This window comes from Alkalibacterium gilvum, from assembly GCF_900109085.1.
Classification (GTDB): Bacteria; Bacillota; Bacilli; order Lactobacillales; family Carnobacteriaceae_A; genus Alkalibacterium; species Alkalibacterium gilvum.
In genome coordinates this window covers 44,839-62,768 of sequence record NZ_FNYW01000002.1, presented here as the reverse complement: position 1 = coordinate 62,768, position 17,930 = coordinate 44,839, and the positions used below count along the sequence as shown (strand labels likewise).

Annotated in this window: 17 protein-coding genes; 5 read left to right on the top strand and 12 right to left on the bottom strand. The window is 36.6% G+C overall.

Annotated elements, in window-relative coordinates:
- Nucleotides 1-60: 60 nt before the first annotated feature.
- Together BMX83_RS01315 and BMX83_RS01310 are read right to left on the bottom strand one after the other, a co-directional pair.
- A complete protein-coding gene (locus BMX83_RS01315; RefSeq protein ID WP_091632235.1) occupies nucleotides 61-786 on the bottom strand; it encodes a YebC/PmpR family DNA-binding transcriptional regulator in 726 nt (241 codons plus the stop codon).
- 156 nt (nucleotides 787-942) lie between these two features.
- Entirely contained in the window at nucleotides 943-1,464 is a 522-nt protein-coding gene (locus tag BMX83_RS01310) for a VanZ family protein (protein ID WP_091632233.1), read from the bottom strand.
- Between the two features lie 110 nt (nucleotides 1,465-1,574).
- Between BMX83_RS01310 and BMX83_RS01305 the strand changes: the two genes are divergently transcribed.
- On the top strand, nucleotides 1,575-3,380 hold the full coding sequence (locus tag BMX83_RS01305) for a M3 family oligoendopeptidase (RefSeq protein ID WP_091632230.1): 1,806 nt from the start codon (nucleotides 1,575-1,577) through the stop codon (nucleotides 3,378-3,380).
- 698 nt (nucleotides 3,381-4,078) lie between these two features.
- On the opposite strand, the gene BMX83_RS01300 is transcribed toward BMX83_RS01305, so the two are convergent.
- Nucleotides 4,079-5,386: a C40 family peptidase gene (locus BMX83_RS01300; protein WP_091632228.1), complete on the bottom strand. Its 1,308-nt coding sequence runs from the start codon at nucleotides 5,384-5,386 to the stop codon at nucleotides 4,079-4,081.
- A gap of 270 nt (nucleotides 5,387-5,656) precedes the next feature.
- Here BMX83_RS01300 and trhO point away from each other — a divergent pair, with 270 nt between their 5' ends.
- Nucleotides 5,657-6,622 (top strand): oxygen-dependent tRNA uridine(34) hydroxylase TrhO, encoded by a 966-nt coding sequence (trhO, locus tag BMX83_RS01295; protein ID WP_091632225.1) that lies wholly within the window; start codon nucleotides 5,657-5,659, stop codon nucleotides 6,620-6,622.
- A gap of 179 nt (nucleotides 6,623-6,801) precedes the next feature.
- Nucleotides 6,802-9,393, top strand: a complete 2,592-nt coding sequence (locus BMX83_RS01290) for a transglycosylase domain-containing protein (protein WP_091632223.1) — start codon at nucleotides 6,802-6,804, stop codon at nucleotides 9,391-9,393.
- Between the two features lie 69 nt (nucleotides 9,394-9,462).
- Here BMX83_RS01290 and BMX83_RS01285 read toward each other — a convergent pair whose 3' ends face one another.
- Nucleotides 9,463-9,675: a hypothetical protein gene (locus tag BMX83_RS01285; RefSeq protein ID WP_091632220.1), complete on the bottom strand. Its 213-nt coding sequence runs from the start codon at nucleotides 9,673-9,675 to the stop codon at nucleotides 9,463-9,465.
- Nucleotides 9,676-10,224: 549 nt separating this feature from the next.
- Nucleotides 10,225-11,229 (bottom strand): catabolite control protein A, encoded by a 1,005-nt coding sequence (gene ccpA, locus BMX83_RS01280; RefSeq protein WP_091632217.1) that lies wholly within the window; start codon nucleotides 11,227-11,229, stop codon nucleotides 10,225-10,227.
- Between the two features lie 202 nt (nucleotides 11,230-11,431).
- On the opposite strand from ccpA, the gene BMX83_RS01275 reads away from it, so the two are divergent.
- Complete coding sequence (locus BMX83_RS01275) at nucleotides 11,432-12,532, top strand: M24 family metallopeptidase (protein ID WP_091632215.1); 1,101 nt, start codon at nucleotides 11,432-11,434, stop codon at nucleotides 12,530-12,532.
- A 40-nt stretch (nucleotides 12,533-12,572) separates the two neighbouring features.
- On the opposite strand, the gene BMX83_RS01270 is transcribed toward BMX83_RS01275, so the two are convergent.
- The 3 genes from BMX83_RS01270 to BMX83_RS01260 form a co-directional block, all read right to left on the bottom strand.
- On the bottom strand, nucleotides 12,573-13,085 hold the full coding sequence (locus tag BMX83_RS01270) for a DUF421 domain-containing protein (protein ID WP_091632212.1): 513 nt from the start codon (nucleotides 13,083-13,085) through the stop codon (nucleotides 12,573-12,575).
- A 153-nt stretch (nucleotides 13,086-13,238) separates the two neighbouring features.
- The gene (locus BMX83_RS01265; protein WP_091632208.1) at nucleotides 13,239-13,754 is read right to left on the bottom strand and encodes a YtxH domain-containing protein; all 516 of its coding nucleotides are present in this window, start codon (nucleotides 13,752-13,754) and stop codon (nucleotides 13,239-13,241) included.
- A gap of 44 nt (nucleotides 13,755-13,798) precedes the next feature.
- Nucleotides 13,799-14,209 carry a DUF948 domain-containing protein gene (locus BMX83_RS01260; RefSeq protein WP_091632205.1) on the bottom strand — a complete coding sequence of 137 codons (411 nt, stop codon included), beginning with the start codon at nucleotides 14,207-14,209 and terminating at the stop codon, nucleotides 13,799-13,801.
- A gap of 170 nt (nucleotides 14,210-14,379) precedes the next feature.
- On the opposite strand from BMX83_RS01260, the gene BMX83_RS01255 reads away from it, so the two are divergent.
- Entirely contained in the window at nucleotides 14,380-15,261 is an 882-nt protein-coding gene (locus tag BMX83_RS01255; protein ID WP_245746606.1) for a mechanosensitive ion channel family protein, read from the top strand.
- Between the two features lie 96 nt (nucleotides 15,262-15,357).
- On the opposite strand, the gene cbpB is transcribed toward BMX83_RS01255, so the two are convergent.
- The 4 genes from cbpB to racE form a co-directional block, all read right to left on the bottom strand.
- On the bottom strand, nucleotides 15,358-15,837 hold the full coding sequence (gene cbpB, locus BMX83_RS01250) for a cyclic-di-AMP-binding protein CbpB (RefSeq protein ID WP_091632203.1): 480 nt from the start codon (nucleotides 15,835-15,837) through the stop codon (nucleotides 15,358-15,360).
- Nucleotides 15,838-15,939: 102 nt separating this feature from the next.
- Nucleotides 15,940-16,461 carry a metallophosphoesterase family protein gene (locus BMX83_RS01245; RefSeq protein ID WP_091632200.1) on the bottom strand — a complete coding sequence of 174 codons (522 nt, stop codon included), beginning with the start codon at nucleotides 16,459-16,461 and terminating at the stop codon, nucleotides 15,940-15,942.
- Between the two features lie 15 nt (nucleotides 16,462-16,476).
- Nucleotides 16,477-17,094 carry an XTP/dITP diphosphatase gene (locus BMX83_RS11160; protein WP_091632198.1) on the bottom strand — a complete coding sequence of 206 codons (618 nt, stop codon included), beginning with the start codon at nucleotides 17,092-17,094 and terminating at the stop codon, nucleotides 16,477-16,479.
- Complete coding sequence (gene racE / locus BMX83_RS11155; RefSeq protein WP_091632195.1) at nucleotides 17,081-17,908, bottom strand: glutamate racemase; 828 nt, start codon at nucleotides 17,906-17,908, stop codon at nucleotides 17,081-17,083. Before racE ends, BMX83_RS11160 begins: the two co-directional genes overlap by 14 nt.
- Between the last annotated feature and the right edge of the window lie 22 nt (nucleotides 17,909-17,930).

Below are 17,930 nucleotides of genomic sequence, written 5' to 3'. Positions count from 1 at the left end.
GAAAAAATGTATTTTTCACTCATTTGAGGCCTATTTATATTTTGTTTAATTTTTTAAGGTTTAGATTTCTGCATTATGGTAAACTTCGCTGACATCATCATCGTCTTCAAGTGCATCTATCATCTGTTCAAAAATTTCTTCTTTATCTTCTGGTACGGGTAGAGTCGTTTGTGGAAGCATTGTTAATTCAGCTTGAGCTAATGTGTAGCCGGCTTCTTTTAATGCATCTCTAACAACAGTAAAGTCAGTTGCTTCAGTGTAGATTTCAAAGGCTTCATCACTTGTCTCTAATTCTTCTCCACCAGCTTCAAGTACTTCCATCAACATGGTATCTTCATCTACATCAAGTTTTTCACGGTCAATAGCTATATATCCTTTACGGTCAAACATATAACTCACAGAGCCTTTTTCACCTAAGGAACCGCCATTACGATCAAAGGCTACTCTTATGTTTGTGCTCGAACGATTAAGGTTATCTGTTAGCGCATGAACAAGGACCGCAATACCATTGGGTCCATACCCTTCATAAATCGCTTCATCGTAGTTATCTCCCTGACCAGCATCCGTTGCACGTTTGATTGCGCGATCAATATTGTCGTTAGGCATATTATTTGATTTCGCTTTATCTACAGCTAAACGTAAAGAGGCATTCATTTCGGGGTCTGCTCCACCATCTTTGGCTGCTTTGTATATTTCTTTAGATAATTTCTGGAAAATCTTACCACGCTTGGCATCTTGAGCACCTTTACGTTGTTTAATATTATTCCATTTTGAATGTCCTGCCATCACAATTCCTCTTTCCTGAATTTGATTTACAATAATTTGATTTACAATTTTCTATGTTATTATACCAAAATCTCTACTTATATCAACTTATCAAAAGAAAGCAACCTACTATAGTACGTCTCTTTCTAATAAAAGCTCAACACGTTTCAAATTAATCTACCTTCTAAAACGTAATTTATTTCGCTTTCTCCCTTTTACTTTAGTCAGCCAGGCAGCGCTTGTTCCAACAAGGGCTCCCGCTGTATCCAACATAACATCCTCCATTAGAGCGGTACGGTTTGGGTTAAAGGATTGTCTGAGTTCATCAAAAGATGCGTATCCGACGGAAAGCAATAGGGCTATCAAGAAAGTAAGCCATGGGTGTGCGACTCTATTTTTTAGACCTAGAAACCAGAATAAGCCTAGGAAGAAATAAGAAACAAAATGTGCGCCTTTTCTAATAAAGAACTCAACAAAACTTACGTATCCTTTCGCACCTATACTGACTTCACTACCGGCATACATGAATTCAATACGTTCAAAAAGCCAGCTTAATGGCTCAGATTCCAGCCAGTTATGAAGTATTGGTTGAACATTTTGTTCTTCATATCCCATAGAGGAGCTGTAAAACAGTATGGCCATCACTCCAAAAGCAAGCAGTAGAAATACATTATCAATCGGTTTTACTTTTCTATTCATTCACTTACACCTCATTCATTATTAGTTCTATTCTAACTGATGTATCTGGATATGAAAAGAAAAAAACGATACAATAAAACTAGTCACATTTATAAGGGGAGAGTTTATTAATGACAAAAGCAATGAATTGGGATATGGAAAGTGTTTTTCCAGGTGGAAGTCACTCCGAAGTTTTGCAAGCGCGTATTAAAGAACTTGATCATTTAATTGATGAGTTATTAATACAAATCAGTGAGTGGGACCCCTCTAAGGACTACCCAGATTATCTAAATTTTGCTTCATTTTTAGATAAGAGAGAAATGATCAGCAATGGTTTATCTGAAGCTCGTACGTTTTCACGAGGTCTATTTTCGTCTAATACTAGCGATACACAAGCTGCTAAGGTTGTCAATCAGCTCAGCACTGTTTCCAGTCAATTGAGTGAAGTTGAGACTCTTTTTATGAAGAAATTGAAAACCATACCTTCAACAGAATGGGATCAGTTAATTTCCAAGGCCCCCTTTCAAAAAAGTTCTTTTTCCTTGCAAGAAAAAAGAAAAAAGGGCCAAAAGTTATTATCTGAAGATGAAGAAAAAGTTATTCAGAAGTTATCTCTTGATGGTCTGAATGGTTTTGGAAATATGTACCAAACGATTGTAAACAGTGTTTCTGTCCCCTTTCTTATAAATGATGAACTTACGTATCTTTCTGCGGGACAAGCAGCGAATAAGCTTAAGGGGTTAAAGGATCCTTCGATCAGAGCGCGTTTGCTAAGTGATTGGGAAAATGCTTGGAAAGAAAAAGCGCCACTCTTTTCGGATACACTTAATCACCTTGCTGGCTTCAGACTTCAGACATATGATTTAAGAGGCGAAAAAGATTTTTTAAACCCGCCACTTGAATACAATCGTATGACAGAGGAAACACTGAATACTATGTGGGATACGATTACTAAAAACAAACCCAAGATTGTTGAGTTTTTAAATCGAAAAGCAGCCTTAATGGGTAAAGAAAAATTAAATTGGGCTGATGTGAATGCTCCAATTTCCGTTGGAGATTTTGAACCTAAAACGTATTCATTTGATGAGGCAGAAACATTTATAACAACTCATTTTGGATCATTCAGTCAAGAAATGCAGCAAATGGCTCAAAAAGCCTTTGATGAAGACTGGATTGAGGCTGAGGATAAAGACGGTAAACGTCCCGGTGCCTATTGTTCTAATCTACCTGAAAGTAAGCAGTCTCGTGTGTTTATGACTTTCTCAGGAAGTGCCAGCAACGTCTCCACCCTTGCTCATGAATTAGGACATGCTTATCATAGTCATGTTATGAGCGATTTACCGGCCTTGAATCGTTCCTACGCCATGAACGTGGCAGAAACAGCTTCTACTTTTGCAGAGATGCTTATTTCTGATGCTACCGTCTCAGCCGCAGAATCGAAAGAAGAAAAAATTGTCCTGCTTGATAGTAAAATCTCTCGAGCTGCTATTATGTTTATGAACATCCATAGCCGATTTTTATTTGAAAAACGTTTCTATGAAGCGCGTCAAAGTGGACTTGTGAGCGATAAAGAATTGAGTTCTATAATGGAAGATGCACAAAAAGAAGCCTTTTTGGATTCTTTGGAAACTTACCATCCCACTTTCTGGGCAAGTAAATTACATTTTTATATTACAGGTATTTCTTTTTATAATTTCCCTTATACTTTTGGTTTCTTATTCAGTTTGGGTATTTATTCTAAAGCGAAGGAAGAAGGAAAGTCTTTCGCAGATGACTATCGTGATCTCCTAAGAGATACAGCGAGTATGACGACTGAGGATCTAGCCGCTAAACATTTAGGCGTTGATTTAAAGCAACCTGATTTCTGGCAATCGGCAATTAATGAAATTTTATCCGATGTAGATGACTACCTTGATTTGACTGAAGATAAAATATAATAGTTATGAATTGAAAATCCTGAATTAGTTCAGCACGTTTAAACGAGAGTCATCCTAATAGTTCGTGAATCGCCGGCTGTATGCTTCATTTAGAAGCGTACACAGCCGGTGATTTTTAGTTTGCAAGAATTATTGGCTTAAGTATTGTTTTTACTGATGTGTGGCTATATTTGAATATTCTAGCTCGTCTGATTATTTAAGTCTGCTGAATTTACTAACGTTGCTCGTCTTCGACATGTATAGCGATGATTCTTAAGTCATAACCGTCGAAGGCGACCACCTTCGACACGTTCAGCACTGATTCCTAAGTCCCAAACGTCGAAGGCGACCACCTTCGACACGTTCACCACTGATTTTTAAGCCATAACCGTCGAAGGTGACCATCTTCGACACTTTAAGCAATGATTTTTAAGTCCCAACCGTCGAAGACGCCCCATCTTCGACACGTTCACCAATGATTTTTAAACCATAACCGTCGAAGACGCCCCATCTTCGACACGTTCACCAATGATTTTTAAACCAAAGCTGTCAAAGGTAACATACTCAATGTTTTCAGTACCAAAACGATATTCTAGCTAACTGAAGTCCCTGTCATTTAACTTAACGACAGCATTATATAGCAATGCAAAAATATTTTTGAGCAATAAAAAAACTCCACTGATAAACTTTTCAGTTTATCAGTGGAGTTCGTATTTAGTTTAATATCTTCCGTAACCAACCAGTCTTGGACCCCAGTAGTTAGTGTGTACGCTAGTGTATGCAACACCAGTACTTGTTTGTGAACCGATAAACTGGCCATTCCCAACATAGATTCCTACGTGAGTTACACGAGAGCCATTATTAGAAAAGAATACCAAGTCACCTGGTCGTGGGTTTGATACTTTAGTTGCACCTGCATATTGACCAGCTGCAGAACGTGGTAAGCTTACCCCTACTTTGTTGAAAACATAACTTGTGAAACCAGAACAGTCAAATGCTGCTGTTGTTGATCCACCGTATAAGTAAGGTGTACCAAGCACGCCATTAGCGTATGAACTTATTTGTCCCCAAGTTACTCCGTTTGTTGAAACTTCAGGTGTTTTTACGGGTTTACTAGTTTTAGCCGTTTCATTTGATTTGTTTGATTTACTTGATTCTTTTTCAGTCTTTTGACTTGTTTTGTTAGATGAAGACACTGAAACTTCTGCATCAACACTAGAGCTTTCGCTCGCTGCGTTACTTGCTCCTACAGTTTCTCGAGCAGCTGTTGCAGCTTCTTCTCTAGCTGATACTAATTCGACTACTGCTTTTTCTGCTTCTGCTTTTTGAGACAAGAATTTATTTCGATCTGCTTCAGCTGTTGCTTTTTCAGAAGCTAATTGAGCAACTAGAACTTCTTTTTCTAAGCGTTGTTGCTCTAATTCTTCAGAAATACCTTCTAAATCTGCTGCTAAATCATTTTGTTCAGTGATTGTTGCTTCAGTCTTTTCTTGCTTTTCTTCAACTTCTTGCTGATCTCTTACTTGAGCTTTAACCAATTTACGGTTTGTTCCAACAAGGTTTGAAACAACATCAATACGTCCAATAATATCACCTAATGATTCGGCATCGATAAGAAACTCTATAAAGTTCGTTGTCTGTCCATCTACTTGTATTTTTCTTGCTTGCTTTTCTAATTGTTCATTACGGTTTTCAATAACAATTTCTAAAGCATCTATTTCTTTTTGGTAAGCTTCCATTTCTTTATGTGCTTCTTCCAATTTAGCCATCGCTTCTTCAATGCGCTCTTCGTTTTCGGCTATACTTCCATCAATTGCGCCTAATTCGTCTTCAGTATTTAATACGTCTTCTTCTAAAGTTTGAATCGTATTGTTTAAATTATGTAACTTTTGATCTGACGTTTCAATTGTGTTTGTATTTTCTTCTATAGCTTCGTCATACTCATTCGCTAGAACTTCTGTTGTTGTTGCAAGTGAACTCATTAATAAGGCAGCTGTAAGTGTTGATATGATTAATTTCTTTTTCAAAAGATATTCCCTCCATAATTAGGTGAATCACGATTTTTTAAAAGTATGTATTTCGTGAAAATTGAACATGTTTACTGCTAACTACGAATTAGTATAACATCTATGTCCGGTTGTTTGATTTCAGTAATGTTACACTTGTATTTCACTTATGATTCTTTCACAAGTCAATCCGTAATGTTTATTTGCAATTTTCCGCTCAAGCATCTATAATTTTATTGATTACACTTACCATAATTGTGGATAGATTGTATTTTTAGGAGGAAATAATTTATGAGTGATTACCGTGTATTACTCTATTATAAATATGTAAACATTGACGATCCAGAAAGATTTAGAAAAGAACACATGGATCTCTGTAAACACATTGGACTGAAAGGACGCATCCTTGTATCAGAAGAAGGTATGAATGGGACGTGTTCTGGTACGATTGAACAAACTGATCGCTACATGGAAGCTGTTCGTTCGGATGAACGCTTCGCAGATATCTTTTTCAAAATTGATGAAGCTGACGGACATGCTTTCAAAAAACTTCATGTGCGTTATCGTCCTGAAATTGTATCATTAAAACTTGGTGAAGAAGATCATGACGCAAGTGATCTGACTGGTCAATTTCTTGATCCAGTAGAATGGAAAGAAGCATTGGAAGATGAAGATACTATCGTGCTTGATGCTCGTAATGATTATGAATATGATTTAGGTCATTTCAGAGGGGCCATCCGTCCAGATATTCGATCATTCAGAGAATTACCAGAGTGGATTAAAGAAAACAAAGATAAATTTATGGATAAGCGTGTCGTTACCTACTGTACTGGTGGTATCCGCTGTGAAAAACTTACAGGTTGGCTAATTAAAGAAGGCTTTGAGGACGTCGGCCAACTTGATGGTGGTATCCATCATTATGGTACTGATCCACAGACTCAAGGAGAGATGTGGGACGGTAAGATGTATGTTTTTGATGAACGTATTAGTGTTGACATCAATAAAGTTGACAAAACAGTTATTGGTCGCGATTGGTTCGACGGTGAACCTTGTGAACGTTACGTTAACTGTGGCAATCCTGAATGTAATCGTCAAATCATTACATCAGAAAAAAATGAACATAAATATTTACGTGGATGTTCACATGAGTGTCGCGTTCATCCCCGAAACCGTTATGTCATCGAACATAACTTATCTCAAAATGAAATAGAAGCAAGACTTTCTGTTATCGGTGAAAATCTTCCTGAGAAAGTTTAAGTTTTTCCCTCTGCGACTTCCTGCTGCAGAGGGTCTTTCTTTACTCACTTAGTCTTAACATTTCCGTCACAAAAACGTTCAATTTATCTGAATAGGGAATCTCATATTTTTTATTTCCCTTTAATTTTGCTATAATATAGCAAGTCATATTACTATATACACCAATTAAGGAGCCTATAATGAAACGATCTGAAAATGAAGAACATAAGCAATCAGAAGAAACAAAAAAATCTAGCTATTCTGCACTCTTTCAATCGTTTGTCCACTACTTTGATATCTTTTACCGTGTGGTTAAAGCTTTAGTTATTTTACTTATTATTGTATTACTTGTTGTCGGCTCTTTGGGAGCAGGCACAGCTGTTGGTTATTTCGCTTCTTTAGTTCATGGATCAGAACCCCCTAAACAAGAAGAAATGATCAGTCAGATTCAAGACTACACACGTAAATCAAATATGTATTATGCTGATGGTTCATTGATTAGTGAGGTTCGTTCAGATTTGTTACGTACCCCAGTTTCACTAGACAATGTATCAGATTTTGTAATCAATGCTCTTGTTTCAACAGAGGACGAGTATTTCTTTGAACATGAGGGTGTCGTTCCCAAAGCGGTCATTCGTGCCTTGGTCCAAGAGCTATCTGATTCTGGCGCAACCACTGGTGGATCGACGTTAACACAACAGTTGATTAAACAGCAGATTCTATCTCCAGAAGTGACTCATGAAAGAAAGGCAAATGAAATATTACTTGCCTATCATCTGGAAAACAAAGTGGACAAAGAAAAAATTCTGGAAGCCTATTTAAACGTCTCTCCTTTTGGACGTAATAATAAAGGGCAAAATATTGCCGGTGTTGAAGAAGCTGCCCAAGGGATATTTGGAGTTTCAGCAAGTGAGGTTTCACTTCCTCAGGCTGCATTTATAGCTGGGCTACCCCAACGTCCGATTGTTTTTAGTCCGTATACTCAATATGGTGAAATCAAGGAAAATCATGAGTTGAGTATTAACCGACAAAATGAAGTGTTATTCCGCATGTACCGTGAAGGTCATATCAGTCAAGAAGAATATGATGAAGCACGTGCATATGACATCACTCAAGACTTTATTAACAAAGAAAATATCGAGTATAATGACAATTCATATGTCTATGATATCGCTTATCTGCAATCCTTAGAGCTGCTTACTCAAAAGTTCATGGATGCAGAGGAAATCACTGATGATATGATTGAAGAAAATCCTGATTTGGTTTCTAAATACCAAGAACGTGCTGAGTACGCCTTAAAAAATCAAGGTTATAAAGTGTATACTACGATAGATAAAGATATTCATAATACATTAGAACGCGTCACAAATGAATATGTTGATAAACTAGGTAGAGAAAGATCTTACACTTATACGGATGACGAAGGCGAAACACATACTGTTACAAAGCCAATAAACACATCAGGAGCCATGATTGATAACCAGACAGGTCGTGTTCTTGGTTTCATTGGTGGCCGCGATTATGATTATTCACAATTCAACGTGGCTTTTGATGGGAATAGACAACCTGGTTCTGTTATTAAACCACTCGCTGTTTACGGACCGGCACTTGATGAGAATCTCATTACTCCGGCAACAATTATTCCTGATACACCTTACACCGTCCCTGACTGGGATCCTAATATCGGTGGCTTTGTGGATAAGCAAATTGGTAACGCCACTCGCACAACGAATGAATGGATGACAGCTAGAAAAGCTTTAACTGTTTCTCAAAATATTCCTGCTTCCAAGATTTGGATGGAGCTAAAAGATAAATATAATCCTGGCTCTTATATCAGACGTGCTGGACTTGGGCCAGAAGATATTATTGATTCAGATTTTGATAATGCTTCCTTTGCCCTAGGTGGTTTAAGTAAGGGACTCGCCCCAGTTGATTTAATTAGTGCCTTCTCAAGCATGGGGAATGACGGTGTTCATAATGAACCTTACGTTATCGAGCGCATTGAAAACAGTAAAGGTGACGTTGTTCATGAAAATAAAAACGAAGAAAGTCGTGTGTTTAGTCCAGAGGCAAACTATTTACTTGTCGATATGCTAAGAGATGTACATGTGGCAGGTACTGCCAGAGGAACGATGGATAGTCTTCCATTCAATGCAGATTGGATATCAAAAACCGGTACTACTCAAGACCGTGTAGATATTTGGTATGTTGCTGGAACACCTCGAATAACATTTGGTACTTGGATTGGATATGGAACGAATGAAATCGAAATAGGTGATGACTTTGGTATTCATCCAAGCCGTCGTAACCGTAACTTTTGGTCAGAACTTGTTAGTGCTGTTTATGAAGTAAAACCAGACGTTTTCGGAGCTAACGAGACTTTCCCTAAGCCGGCTAATATCACAACAGATTCTGTTATTAATGCAACAGGTATGAAAGCTGGTACGGTTAAAACTCCAGGTGGCGGAGACTTTAATTATTCCGGTCCAACACATTCTGAAATCTTTAAAAAAGATAACATTCCTGGTTCAACGATTTATGACTTTGCCATTGGTGCGGATGATGATGAGCTGTTGAACTTCTGGGGAAGTAAAAAACCAGCCCCAGCTAAAGAAAAGTCTAAAGATGAAGACGCCGAAGAAGATAATGATTCTGAAGAGGAAAAGTCTGAAGATGATGAAAAGAAAGATTCAGAGGAAGAAAAAGAAGAAGAAAATGAATCATCAGAAGAGTCCTCCGATGATGAAAAACCTAATGACAACGACAGTGATAATTCTGAAGACGAAGAATAATCCGTTATCAATACGCTATTAAAATAAGTAGGCAAGACTTCTCTTTGTGAGAGGTCTTGCCTACTTTATTTAATTATCTTTGATATCATAATAATATATTTGATATAACTCTTTATATTTTAGATCAGCGGCTACTTCATACCACTCAATTCTATTTGACGCTGAGCTTGCCGATACCACAGCTACTTCATACCACTCAATTACAATTACCTCTGAGTTTGCCGATGCAGCCGCTACTTCATACCACCCAATTCTATTTAACGCTGAGTCTGCCGATACCACAGCTACTTCATACCACTCAATTACAATTACCTCTGAGTTTGCCGATGCAGCCGCTACTTCATACTACTCAATTACAATTACCTCTGAGTTTGCCGATGCAGCCGCTACCTCATACCACTCAAATCTATTTAACTCTGAGTTTGCCAATGCAGCCGCTACCTCATACTACTCAAATCTATTTATCTCTGAGTTTGCCGATATCGCCGCTACCTCATACTACCCAATTCTATCTGACGCTGAGTTTACCGATATCGCCGCTACCTCATACCGCCCAATTCTATCTGACGCTGAGTTTACCGATATCGCCGCTACTTCATACTACTTAAATCTATTTATCTCTGAGTTTGCCGATATAACAGCTACTTCATACCACTCAATTACGTTTGCCTCCGAGTCTGTCGATGTGACCAGATTCACCATATATATTATTTACTTCTTTAATAAAAACTATATTCTTTGATTTAGTATTTTGCTGACACCAAATAAGTCTTATGTTTAAGTTTGTTAAATAAAAAAAGCTGAGCATATGAGCCCAGCTTTTCTTGTGTATTATTTTTTAACTGTTCCTTCATTGTTTATTGAATAAGGAAGAGTAATCGTTTTTTCATCTACTTCTTCTTTATTCATAAGTTTTGTTAACAGACGCATTGCAACTGCACCAATATCATAAAGAGGTTGCTTAACTGTTGTTAATTGCGGACGAGACATTGCGGTAAGTTTAGTATTGTTTGAAGTAATGATTTCAAATTCTTCAGGTACACTTATCCCACGATCTAAAGCTGCATTTAGTACACCTAATGCTAGCTCATCATCTGCAATGACAGCTGATGTAGCTCCTGCTTTTTCTAATTGTTCGTAAACAACTTCTCCCACTTTATATGTGTATTCAGACTGTATCACTAGATTTTCGTCATATAACAATGATGCTTTTTCTAGTGCATTCTTGTAGCCATTCAAACGATAGATTCCGTTGATTGGCTCATCGTGACTTTCCGAAATAAAGGCGACTTTTTTGTTTCCATTGTTTATAAGCAGTGTTGTAGCTTCTTCTGTTGCTTTTTCGTAGTCAATATTCACACTACCTACTTGTTCGTCAGGATCTACTGTTCCTGCCAAAACAACTGGTGTACGTGAACGAGAAAACTCAGCTCGCATTTCATCAGTGATTTTATTCCCCATAAAAATAACACCATCTACTTGTTTAGCCAATAATGTATTTAACACTTGAACTTCTTTTTCTTCATTTTTATCTGAATTGGCTAGGATAATATTATACTTATACATCGTAGCAATATCATCTATCCCACGAGCAAGCGATGAAAAATAAAGATTCGTTACGTCAGGAATGATAACTCCGACAGTTGTCGTTTTCTTACTTGCTAATCCACGAGCGACAGCATTCGGGCGGTAGTCTAGGTGGTCAATAACATCCAAGACCTTTTTTCTTGTTGTAGGTTTGACATTTGGGTTGCCGTTAACGACACGCGATACAGTTGCCATTGACACGCTAGCTTCTCGGGCAACATCGTAAATAGTAATTGTTTGTTTATCCATGATTCTACTCCTTCAAAAGAGAATTTTGTGAGCGCATACTTCAACACCCAGAATAACAGAGCCCGCTTACAATTTCAATAATAAACATTATTTTCATGAAATTTTCTCATTTATTTTCAGAAAGGGCTTACTCTTACTCTAACTATACTATACCATTTTTTTCTGATAGACTTAAACTAATTTATAGAAAAGAAGGGATTTTATGACAGCACTTAACAACGTACAACATTATATGAAATCGGAACATATCGATTTTCTCTTTTTTGATGATCCTTTAACCGTCGCATATTTAACTGGTTTTGAAAGTGATCCACATGAGCGTGTCACTGCAGCAATCATCTTTGAAGACGTCTTCTGGTTGCTTGTTCCTGCAATGGAAGCCCCCTCGGCTAGAGCTGTAAATGGACACGCACGCATTATTTCTTATAAAGATGAGGAATCTCCTTGGGCTTTATTGAAAGTTGCCTTGGATACAGATGCTTTTGTTTCTCAAAAAATTGGTATTGATGAAGATTCATTACTTGTTTCACGTTATCATTCATTGCAAGGTATTTTTCCAGATGCCTCGTTTGTTAACAGTGTTTCCATCATTCAAAATTTAAGAGTTTTGAAACAACCTTATGAAATTGAGATATTAAAAGAAGCTGGTGACCTAGCAGATAAAGCTTTGGAAATTGGAATGGCTTCTTTGAAAAATGGTATTACAGAAGAAGAAGTTGTGGCGCTTATCGAGTATGGGATCAAGAAATACGGCGTTAAGGAAATGAGTTTCCCAACAATGGTGCTTTTCGGTGATCACGCTGCCAGTCCTCACGGTACACCCGGCAAGCGTCAACTCAAGCCGAACGAGTGGGTTCTTTTTGATTTAGGCGTTGTTTATAATGGCTATACAAGTGATATGACACGAACCGTTGTTTATGGTAAGGCAGATGAAGAAACTAAGGAAATTTATACCGTAGTTAAGGAAGCACAGGAAAAAGCGCAAGCATTAGTAAAACCTGGTATATCAGCTGCTTCAATCGATCATGCTGCTAGAAACCACATTGAAAAAGCTGGCTATGGTCAATACTTTACTCATCGTTTGGGCCACGGACTAGGTAAATCGGTGCACGAATTTCCCGATATTGCTCCAGGTGTTGAACTCATTATAGAAGAATCGATGTGTTTTTCAATTGAACCAGGAATTTATATTGAAGACTTCTATGGTGTCCGTGTTGAGGATTGTATTTATGTTACTGAAGATGGTGCACAGCCTCTTACTCATACAAGTAAAGAGTTAATTGAACTCCCTATCAAAGATTAAAAAAATGTCTGCCCAAAGTCTATTCTTGGGCAGATGTTTTTTATTCATCTATGAACACAAAATCACTTTTTTTCAGATTTCTTTTCTCACGATCTGACATCACAGTCAAACTTCCATCTGCTTCCAATATAATAGCGGACACACCTTGAAATGAAATATAGCCCGCCTTTCTTATTGCTTGTTTCAATTCATTTTTATCTACTCTTTCTTTTTTCATTGTTTTTTTCTGAAATGTATTATCATAATAAAGGAGTGCTGGTTCAGATTTCAACAATTGACTAACCGCATCAAACCTAACCGATAGCCAGGTGGCGACATGTTGGCAGACAACGAGCATAGTAAAGGTTAATATGCCGTTCCAGAAAGAACTTTTATAATTCACAATAGTGGTAGCTAAAACTGACCCTAAGGCGATAGTTACTATGAAATCAAAGGCATTCATTTTAGATAATGTTCTTTTGCCTGATGCCCTTAAAATTATTACTATAGCAACATAACTTAAAATAGTAATAGCCATTACCTTTACTGCATCCACTGGACTAATAATTTGCATCTAGCTCACTCTTTCTATAGTATGTTTTTTCAAATGTGGCCTTACTATTCACATTATAAAAGTGTATTAAATTCATATTCAGCTCATAGGCATTGCTATGTACAAAAAAAGGACACGAATCATCGTATCCTCTTTTTATATTTTTTAGTTTTTTTATTTATTGTCGGGATTAAAGTATGTGGTATCTGTTTTTACATCTTCCGTTTTGTTGTCAGGTGAAGAATCTGCAGCCGTGTTTGCTTCATTGTTTACCGCACGAGACGTTGTATCTGGAGCCGTTGGATCATTTTTCTTGGTTGCTTTTTCATTGTTATTCATTTTTGCTTTAACTTTTTCAGCTGTGTCTTTCGCTTGTTTCTTTATCTTGTCGAGATTTTTTTCTGCTTCATCAGATAATTCTTCATAATTTTCTGATGCATCTTCCATGTAATCATCGCTTTTCTTGCTGATAGAATCTTTCAATTCTAATCCTTTATCTTTAGCCTTGTCTACGTAATCTTTTGCTTGGTCTTTCGTTTTAATACCTTGCTCTTTGATATCGCTACGTACTTCTTTACCTGATTTAGGCGCTAAAAGTAACGCAGTGATGCCCGCAACTGCAGCACCTACAAATGTACCTAAGACAAAACCTTTTACTTCATATGCTTTTTCTACTTTATCAATTAACATCTTATCAAATCTCTCCTTTTCATTTTTGAATAATGAGTGATTCTTTATTTGCTTTTATCTTTACTCATTGTTGAGCCTACTTTTTTCGCAATCCCCATAGATGCGCCTCGTTTAGAAGCACTTGCTAAGTGGGAGCTCAAGTTGCGAGTTGAATTATTTAAACTTGATACGGATTCACCTAGGTCGCCAACAGCTTTAAATAAAGGATCAGTTAATCCTAACTTCCCATTTACATCATCCAATGTTACGTTGGATTTATTAAGTAAGCCTTCAACCTCAATCAGCAATAAATCTGCATCTTTTGTTATTGTACTTAAACTTTTATTTGCTTCTTCTACTGTCGTGTTCAACTCAGAAACCATTTTTGCTACTTTGAACAATACGTAAACCAAGCCTAAAACAAGTACTGCAAAAGCTATTGCTGCAATCAATGCTGCTATTTCTCCACCTGTCATAGTTTATCCCTCTTTCTTATATTCTGTATACTTTAAGACTACCACTTAAGTGTTTCACATTGCAACCAAGAAGCTCTATATAATAACTAAAATAATTGAATCTTTATGAAATCATGTTAAACTATTTAATACTGATATCTAATACAAAAAATGATGAAATGAGGATTATAATGAGTGACCCATCAGATTCTATTGATAACGTGGATGAAGAAGTTAATTTATTTTTAGAAAAATGGCAGGCTATCGATTGGCAGGCCTTTACCTGGTCTATCGTATTATTAATTTTACAGATTTTTTTAGCTTTAATTATTTTTTTCATATTGAGACGTATCGGACGATTTACAATAGAAAAAATATTTACAAAGTATATTGAGGAAAAGCATACCGTTCCGAATCGTTTAAATACTTTGCATAAATTAAGTAAAAATATTTTCAATGCTGTTCTGTATTTCTTTCTTGTTTACACTATTCTTGAATTAATTGGTATTCCTGTCGGGACGTTACTTGCTAGTGCTGGGGTGCTTGGTTTGGCCTTATCACTAGGTGCCCAAGGCTTTGTTTCAGATATCGTTAATGGTTTCATGATCTTGCTTGAAAAACAAATAGATGTTGGTGATGTCGTCGAAATTAAAGGAATTAATGGTACTGTCGAAGATGTTAATTTAAAGACAACACAAGTCAAAGATTTTGATGGTACGCTACATTATATTCCTAATCGAGAAATTACTATTGTAAGTAACCTCTCACGGGCAGATATGCGGGTACGTATTAAAATTAAGTTGTTTGCAGCTACTGATTTAGAACGCGTCAGAAAAGTACTAACCCATGTAAACAAGACATCTCTACCAGAGTATGATGAAATTACTATTGAGCCGACTGAAATTTCTTTTGTTCCTATTAGTCCAGGTCAAATCGCTGTTCAAATTACTATGTTTTCAGAGGCTGGAACTCAATATGATATTCGCAATATTTTCTATGAAAAGTACGTCGCAGCTCTTATAAAAGACGGCATTGCTTTACCGAATGCAACATTTGAACTCTCTGGCGAATAGAATTTCACTCAACAATCACGATTCCACAAATAAAGAAGCCCTTCATTGCGTCTTGTCTAAACGTAATGAAAGGCTTTTTTTATTACTTATTTGATTTTAGTGCGTAATGGCTTCTTTCTCTTTGACCTCATATTTTCTTTCAAACTCATGAGCAATACGATTGGTCCCTTTAAGTATTTCACTACGCGTGATAATGCCTTTGAAAAAACCTTCGTCATCAATCACTGTGATAAATGCATGATGAACGAGTCTATTTAAAACATCTTCTAATTCATAGTTTTCGAATACATATGGATAGTTTCTGTCCATAACTTCCCCTACCTCAATTTCACCTAATTTCTCAAAATGAACATCTTCTATATCCATAATGGTTTGCATAATTGTAGGCATTGAGATAAGTCCACACATCTTTGAGTGATCATCAAGAACTGGAACGACGGCATATTTATCTGTGGTTAGTAATAGTAATGCATGATTCAAACGATTTTTGATTCCCACAACAGCCACTTGTTCGGCAGGTTTCACCAATGACGTTTCCTCATTTATTAACAGTTTCTTTATTTTTTCCCCTATCATCATTTGCACTCCTTGCAACGATTATCCTCACGGTCATTTTTAAAAACTTTGAAAATAAGCGCATCATTTAAGAGAACGATTTAATATAATTATATATTTGCCTTATTTTCTTAAAGCAACTTTTGTACTTAACTCTTCAACTTTGTTGTGATCTTGATCATAAAATGTACACTCAGCTATTGTCGCCTCATCATCTAGCGTTAGAACTAAATACGTTCCCTTGTGTCTATCTCTAGGTTGGGCAATACTTCCAGGATTCATAAATATAATCTCATCTTCTTTTTCCACTTTAGGAATATGTGTATGACCGTAAAAGACAATTTGAGCATCCTCTTTTTTGGCTATTTTAGAAAGTTTACTATAGGAACGTTTAATATTATGTTGGTGACCATGTGCAACAAGATAACGTAATTGCCCAATATCCTCTGATCTCATTAACTGAAATTCGTTTGTTATGTCCATATTCCCAAGCACTGTTTTGTATGTGTGCCAGAGTGGGTGGTCTACTAACAATTCAGAATCGCCACAATGTATCCATTCATCTGTATCTTCTTGATGTATTGAATAAATCTCTTCCATGAAATAGGTATTGCCATGATTATCACTGACTACAACTATTTTCATCTTCTCAGCTCCCTTTTATGCGTCATCATTTTCTAACCAATCATCCAAATAGCCTTCCAATTTTTGTAAGGCGTTAGCTCGATGACTGATACTATTCTTTTCTTCTTGAGAAATTTCTGCGAGTGTTTTATTTTTATTAGGCAAATAAAAGAGTGAGTCGTACCCAAAGCCATTTTCTCCCCTAGGTACCTCAGCTATTACACCTTCAAGTTTTCCGTCAATAACTAAGGAGTCTTTTTTTGGATGAGAGAGAGCAAGTGAACAATGGAAATGCGCTTTTCTGTCCTTACCATTATAATCACTGAGATCATTTAATAATTTCGCATTGTTTTTTGCATCATTCTTTTCTTCACCTGCGTATCTTGCTGAGTAAACACCTGGTTGACCATGTAATGCATCAACTACAAGGCCGGAATCATCTGACAAAACGATTGTATTAAGTTCTTTCGCAATGGTTTCAGACTTCAAAAGTGCATTTTCTTTAAATGTTGTCCCTGTTTCTTCTACATCACGAATCTCGGGAAAATCTAGAAGCGTCAACACCTCAAATCCTTTTTTATTGAATAGCGCTTCAAACTCCTTGGCTTTTCCTTTATTTTGTGTTGCTATCACAATTGTTTTAGTGTTTTTCATTCGTGTCTTCCAACCTTTCTAGCGTTACTTGATTAATAGCGAATGCTTTTGTTTCCAACCATTTTTCTACTATTTCACGGAATGTCTCTTCAGGACCTGTTGTGAGAATATTGATCGTATTTTGATGATTTTTATTGCCAGCAAGCTTTTTCTCGTTTAAAACTGCTTCTACTTTCAAAGAAGTTACTGAGCCAGAATCAATTAATGTTATATTTTCTCCTAATGTTTCCTGTATATAAGAGGTCAATAATGGAAAGTGTGTACATCCTAAAATAACTGTATCCATTTCTTTCTCTTTGAAATCAGCTAATTTATTTGCTACTAATTCTTTTGCTTCTTTTGATTCATATGCGTTTTTTTCTACAATATCTACAAATTCTGGGCACGCTAAACTTTTAACTTTAATTTTTTCATCTTGTTTTAAAAGTGATTGCACGTAAAACTTAGAATCAACAGTGCTCACTGTTGCTAATACACCAATATTATTAGTTTCTGTTTTGTGTGAAGCTGCTACACTTCCTGGTTTAACGACGCCAATTACTGGAATGTTTACTTTTTTTCTGACTATTTCTAGCGCATGGGCCGTCGCTGTATTACATGCTATTACAATCATCTTTACATTCTTCTTCATTAAAAATTGGACCATTTCTAATGTAAATCTGATGATTTCATCTTTGGTACGATTGCCATAAGGGCAACGCTTCGTATCGCCGATATATACGAACGATTCATCTGGTAAGCGGTTTTTTACAGCTTTCAAAACTGTTAGCCCTCCCACCCCAGAGTCTAGTAATCCTATTGGTTTATTTGACATATTTATACAACCTTATCCTTGT

Coding starts and splice junctions, on each gene's coding strand:
- BMX83_RS01315 (WP_091632235.1), bottom strand. CDS start 786: ATGGCAGGACATTCAAAATGGAATAATATTAAACAACGTAAAGGTGCT.
- BMX83_RS01310 (WP_091632233.1), bottom strand. CDS start 1,464: ATGAATAGAAAAGTAAAACCGATTGATAATGTATTTCTACTGCTTGCT.
- BMX83_RS01305 (WP_091632230.1), top strand. CDS start 1,575: ATGACAAAAGCAATGAATTGGGATATGGAAAGTGTTTTTCCAGGTGGA.
- trhO (WP_091632225.1), top strand. CDS start 5,657: ATGAGTGATTACCGTGTATTACTCTATTATAAATATGTAAACATTGAC.
- BMX83_RS01290 (WP_091632223.1), top strand. CDS start 6,802: ATGAAACGATCTGAAAATGAAGAACATAAGCAATCAGAAGAAACAAAA.
- ccpA (WP_091632217.1), bottom strand. CDS start 11,229: ATGGATAAACAAACAATTACTATTTACGATGTTGCCCGAGAAGCTAGC.
- BMX83_RS01275 (WP_091632215.1), top strand. CDS start 11,432: ATGACAGCACTTAACAACGTACAACATTATATGAAATCGGAACATATC.
- BMX83_RS01270 (WP_091632212.1), bottom strand. CDS start 13,085: ATGCAAATTATTAGTCCAGTGGATGCAGTAAAGGTAATGGCTATTACT.
- BMX83_RS01265 (WP_091632208.1), bottom strand. CDS start 13,754: ATGTTAATTGATAAAGTAGAAAAAGCATATGAAGTAAAAGGTTTTGTC.
- BMX83_RS01260 (WP_091632205.1), bottom strand. CDS start 14,209: ATGACAGGTGGAGAAATAGCAGCATTGATTGCAGCAATAGCTTTTGCA.
- BMX83_RS01255 (WP_245746606.1), top strand. CDS start 14,380: ATGAGTGACCCATCAGATTCTATTGATAACGTGGATGAAGAAGTTAAT.
- cbpB (WP_091632203.1), bottom strand. CDS start 15,837: ATGATAGGGGAAAAAATAAAGAAACTGTTAATAAATGAGGAAACGTCA.
- BMX83_RS01245 (WP_091632200.1), bottom strand. CDS start 16,461: ATGAAAATAGTTGTAGTCAGTGATAATCATGGCAATACCTATTTCATG.
- BMX83_RS11160 (WP_091632198.1), bottom strand. CDS start 17,094: ATGAAAAACACTAAAACAATTGTGATAGCAACACAAAATAAAGGAAAA.
- racE (WP_091632195.1), bottom strand. CDS start 17,908: ATGTCAAATAAACCAATAGGATTACTAGACTCTGGGGTGGGAGGGCTA.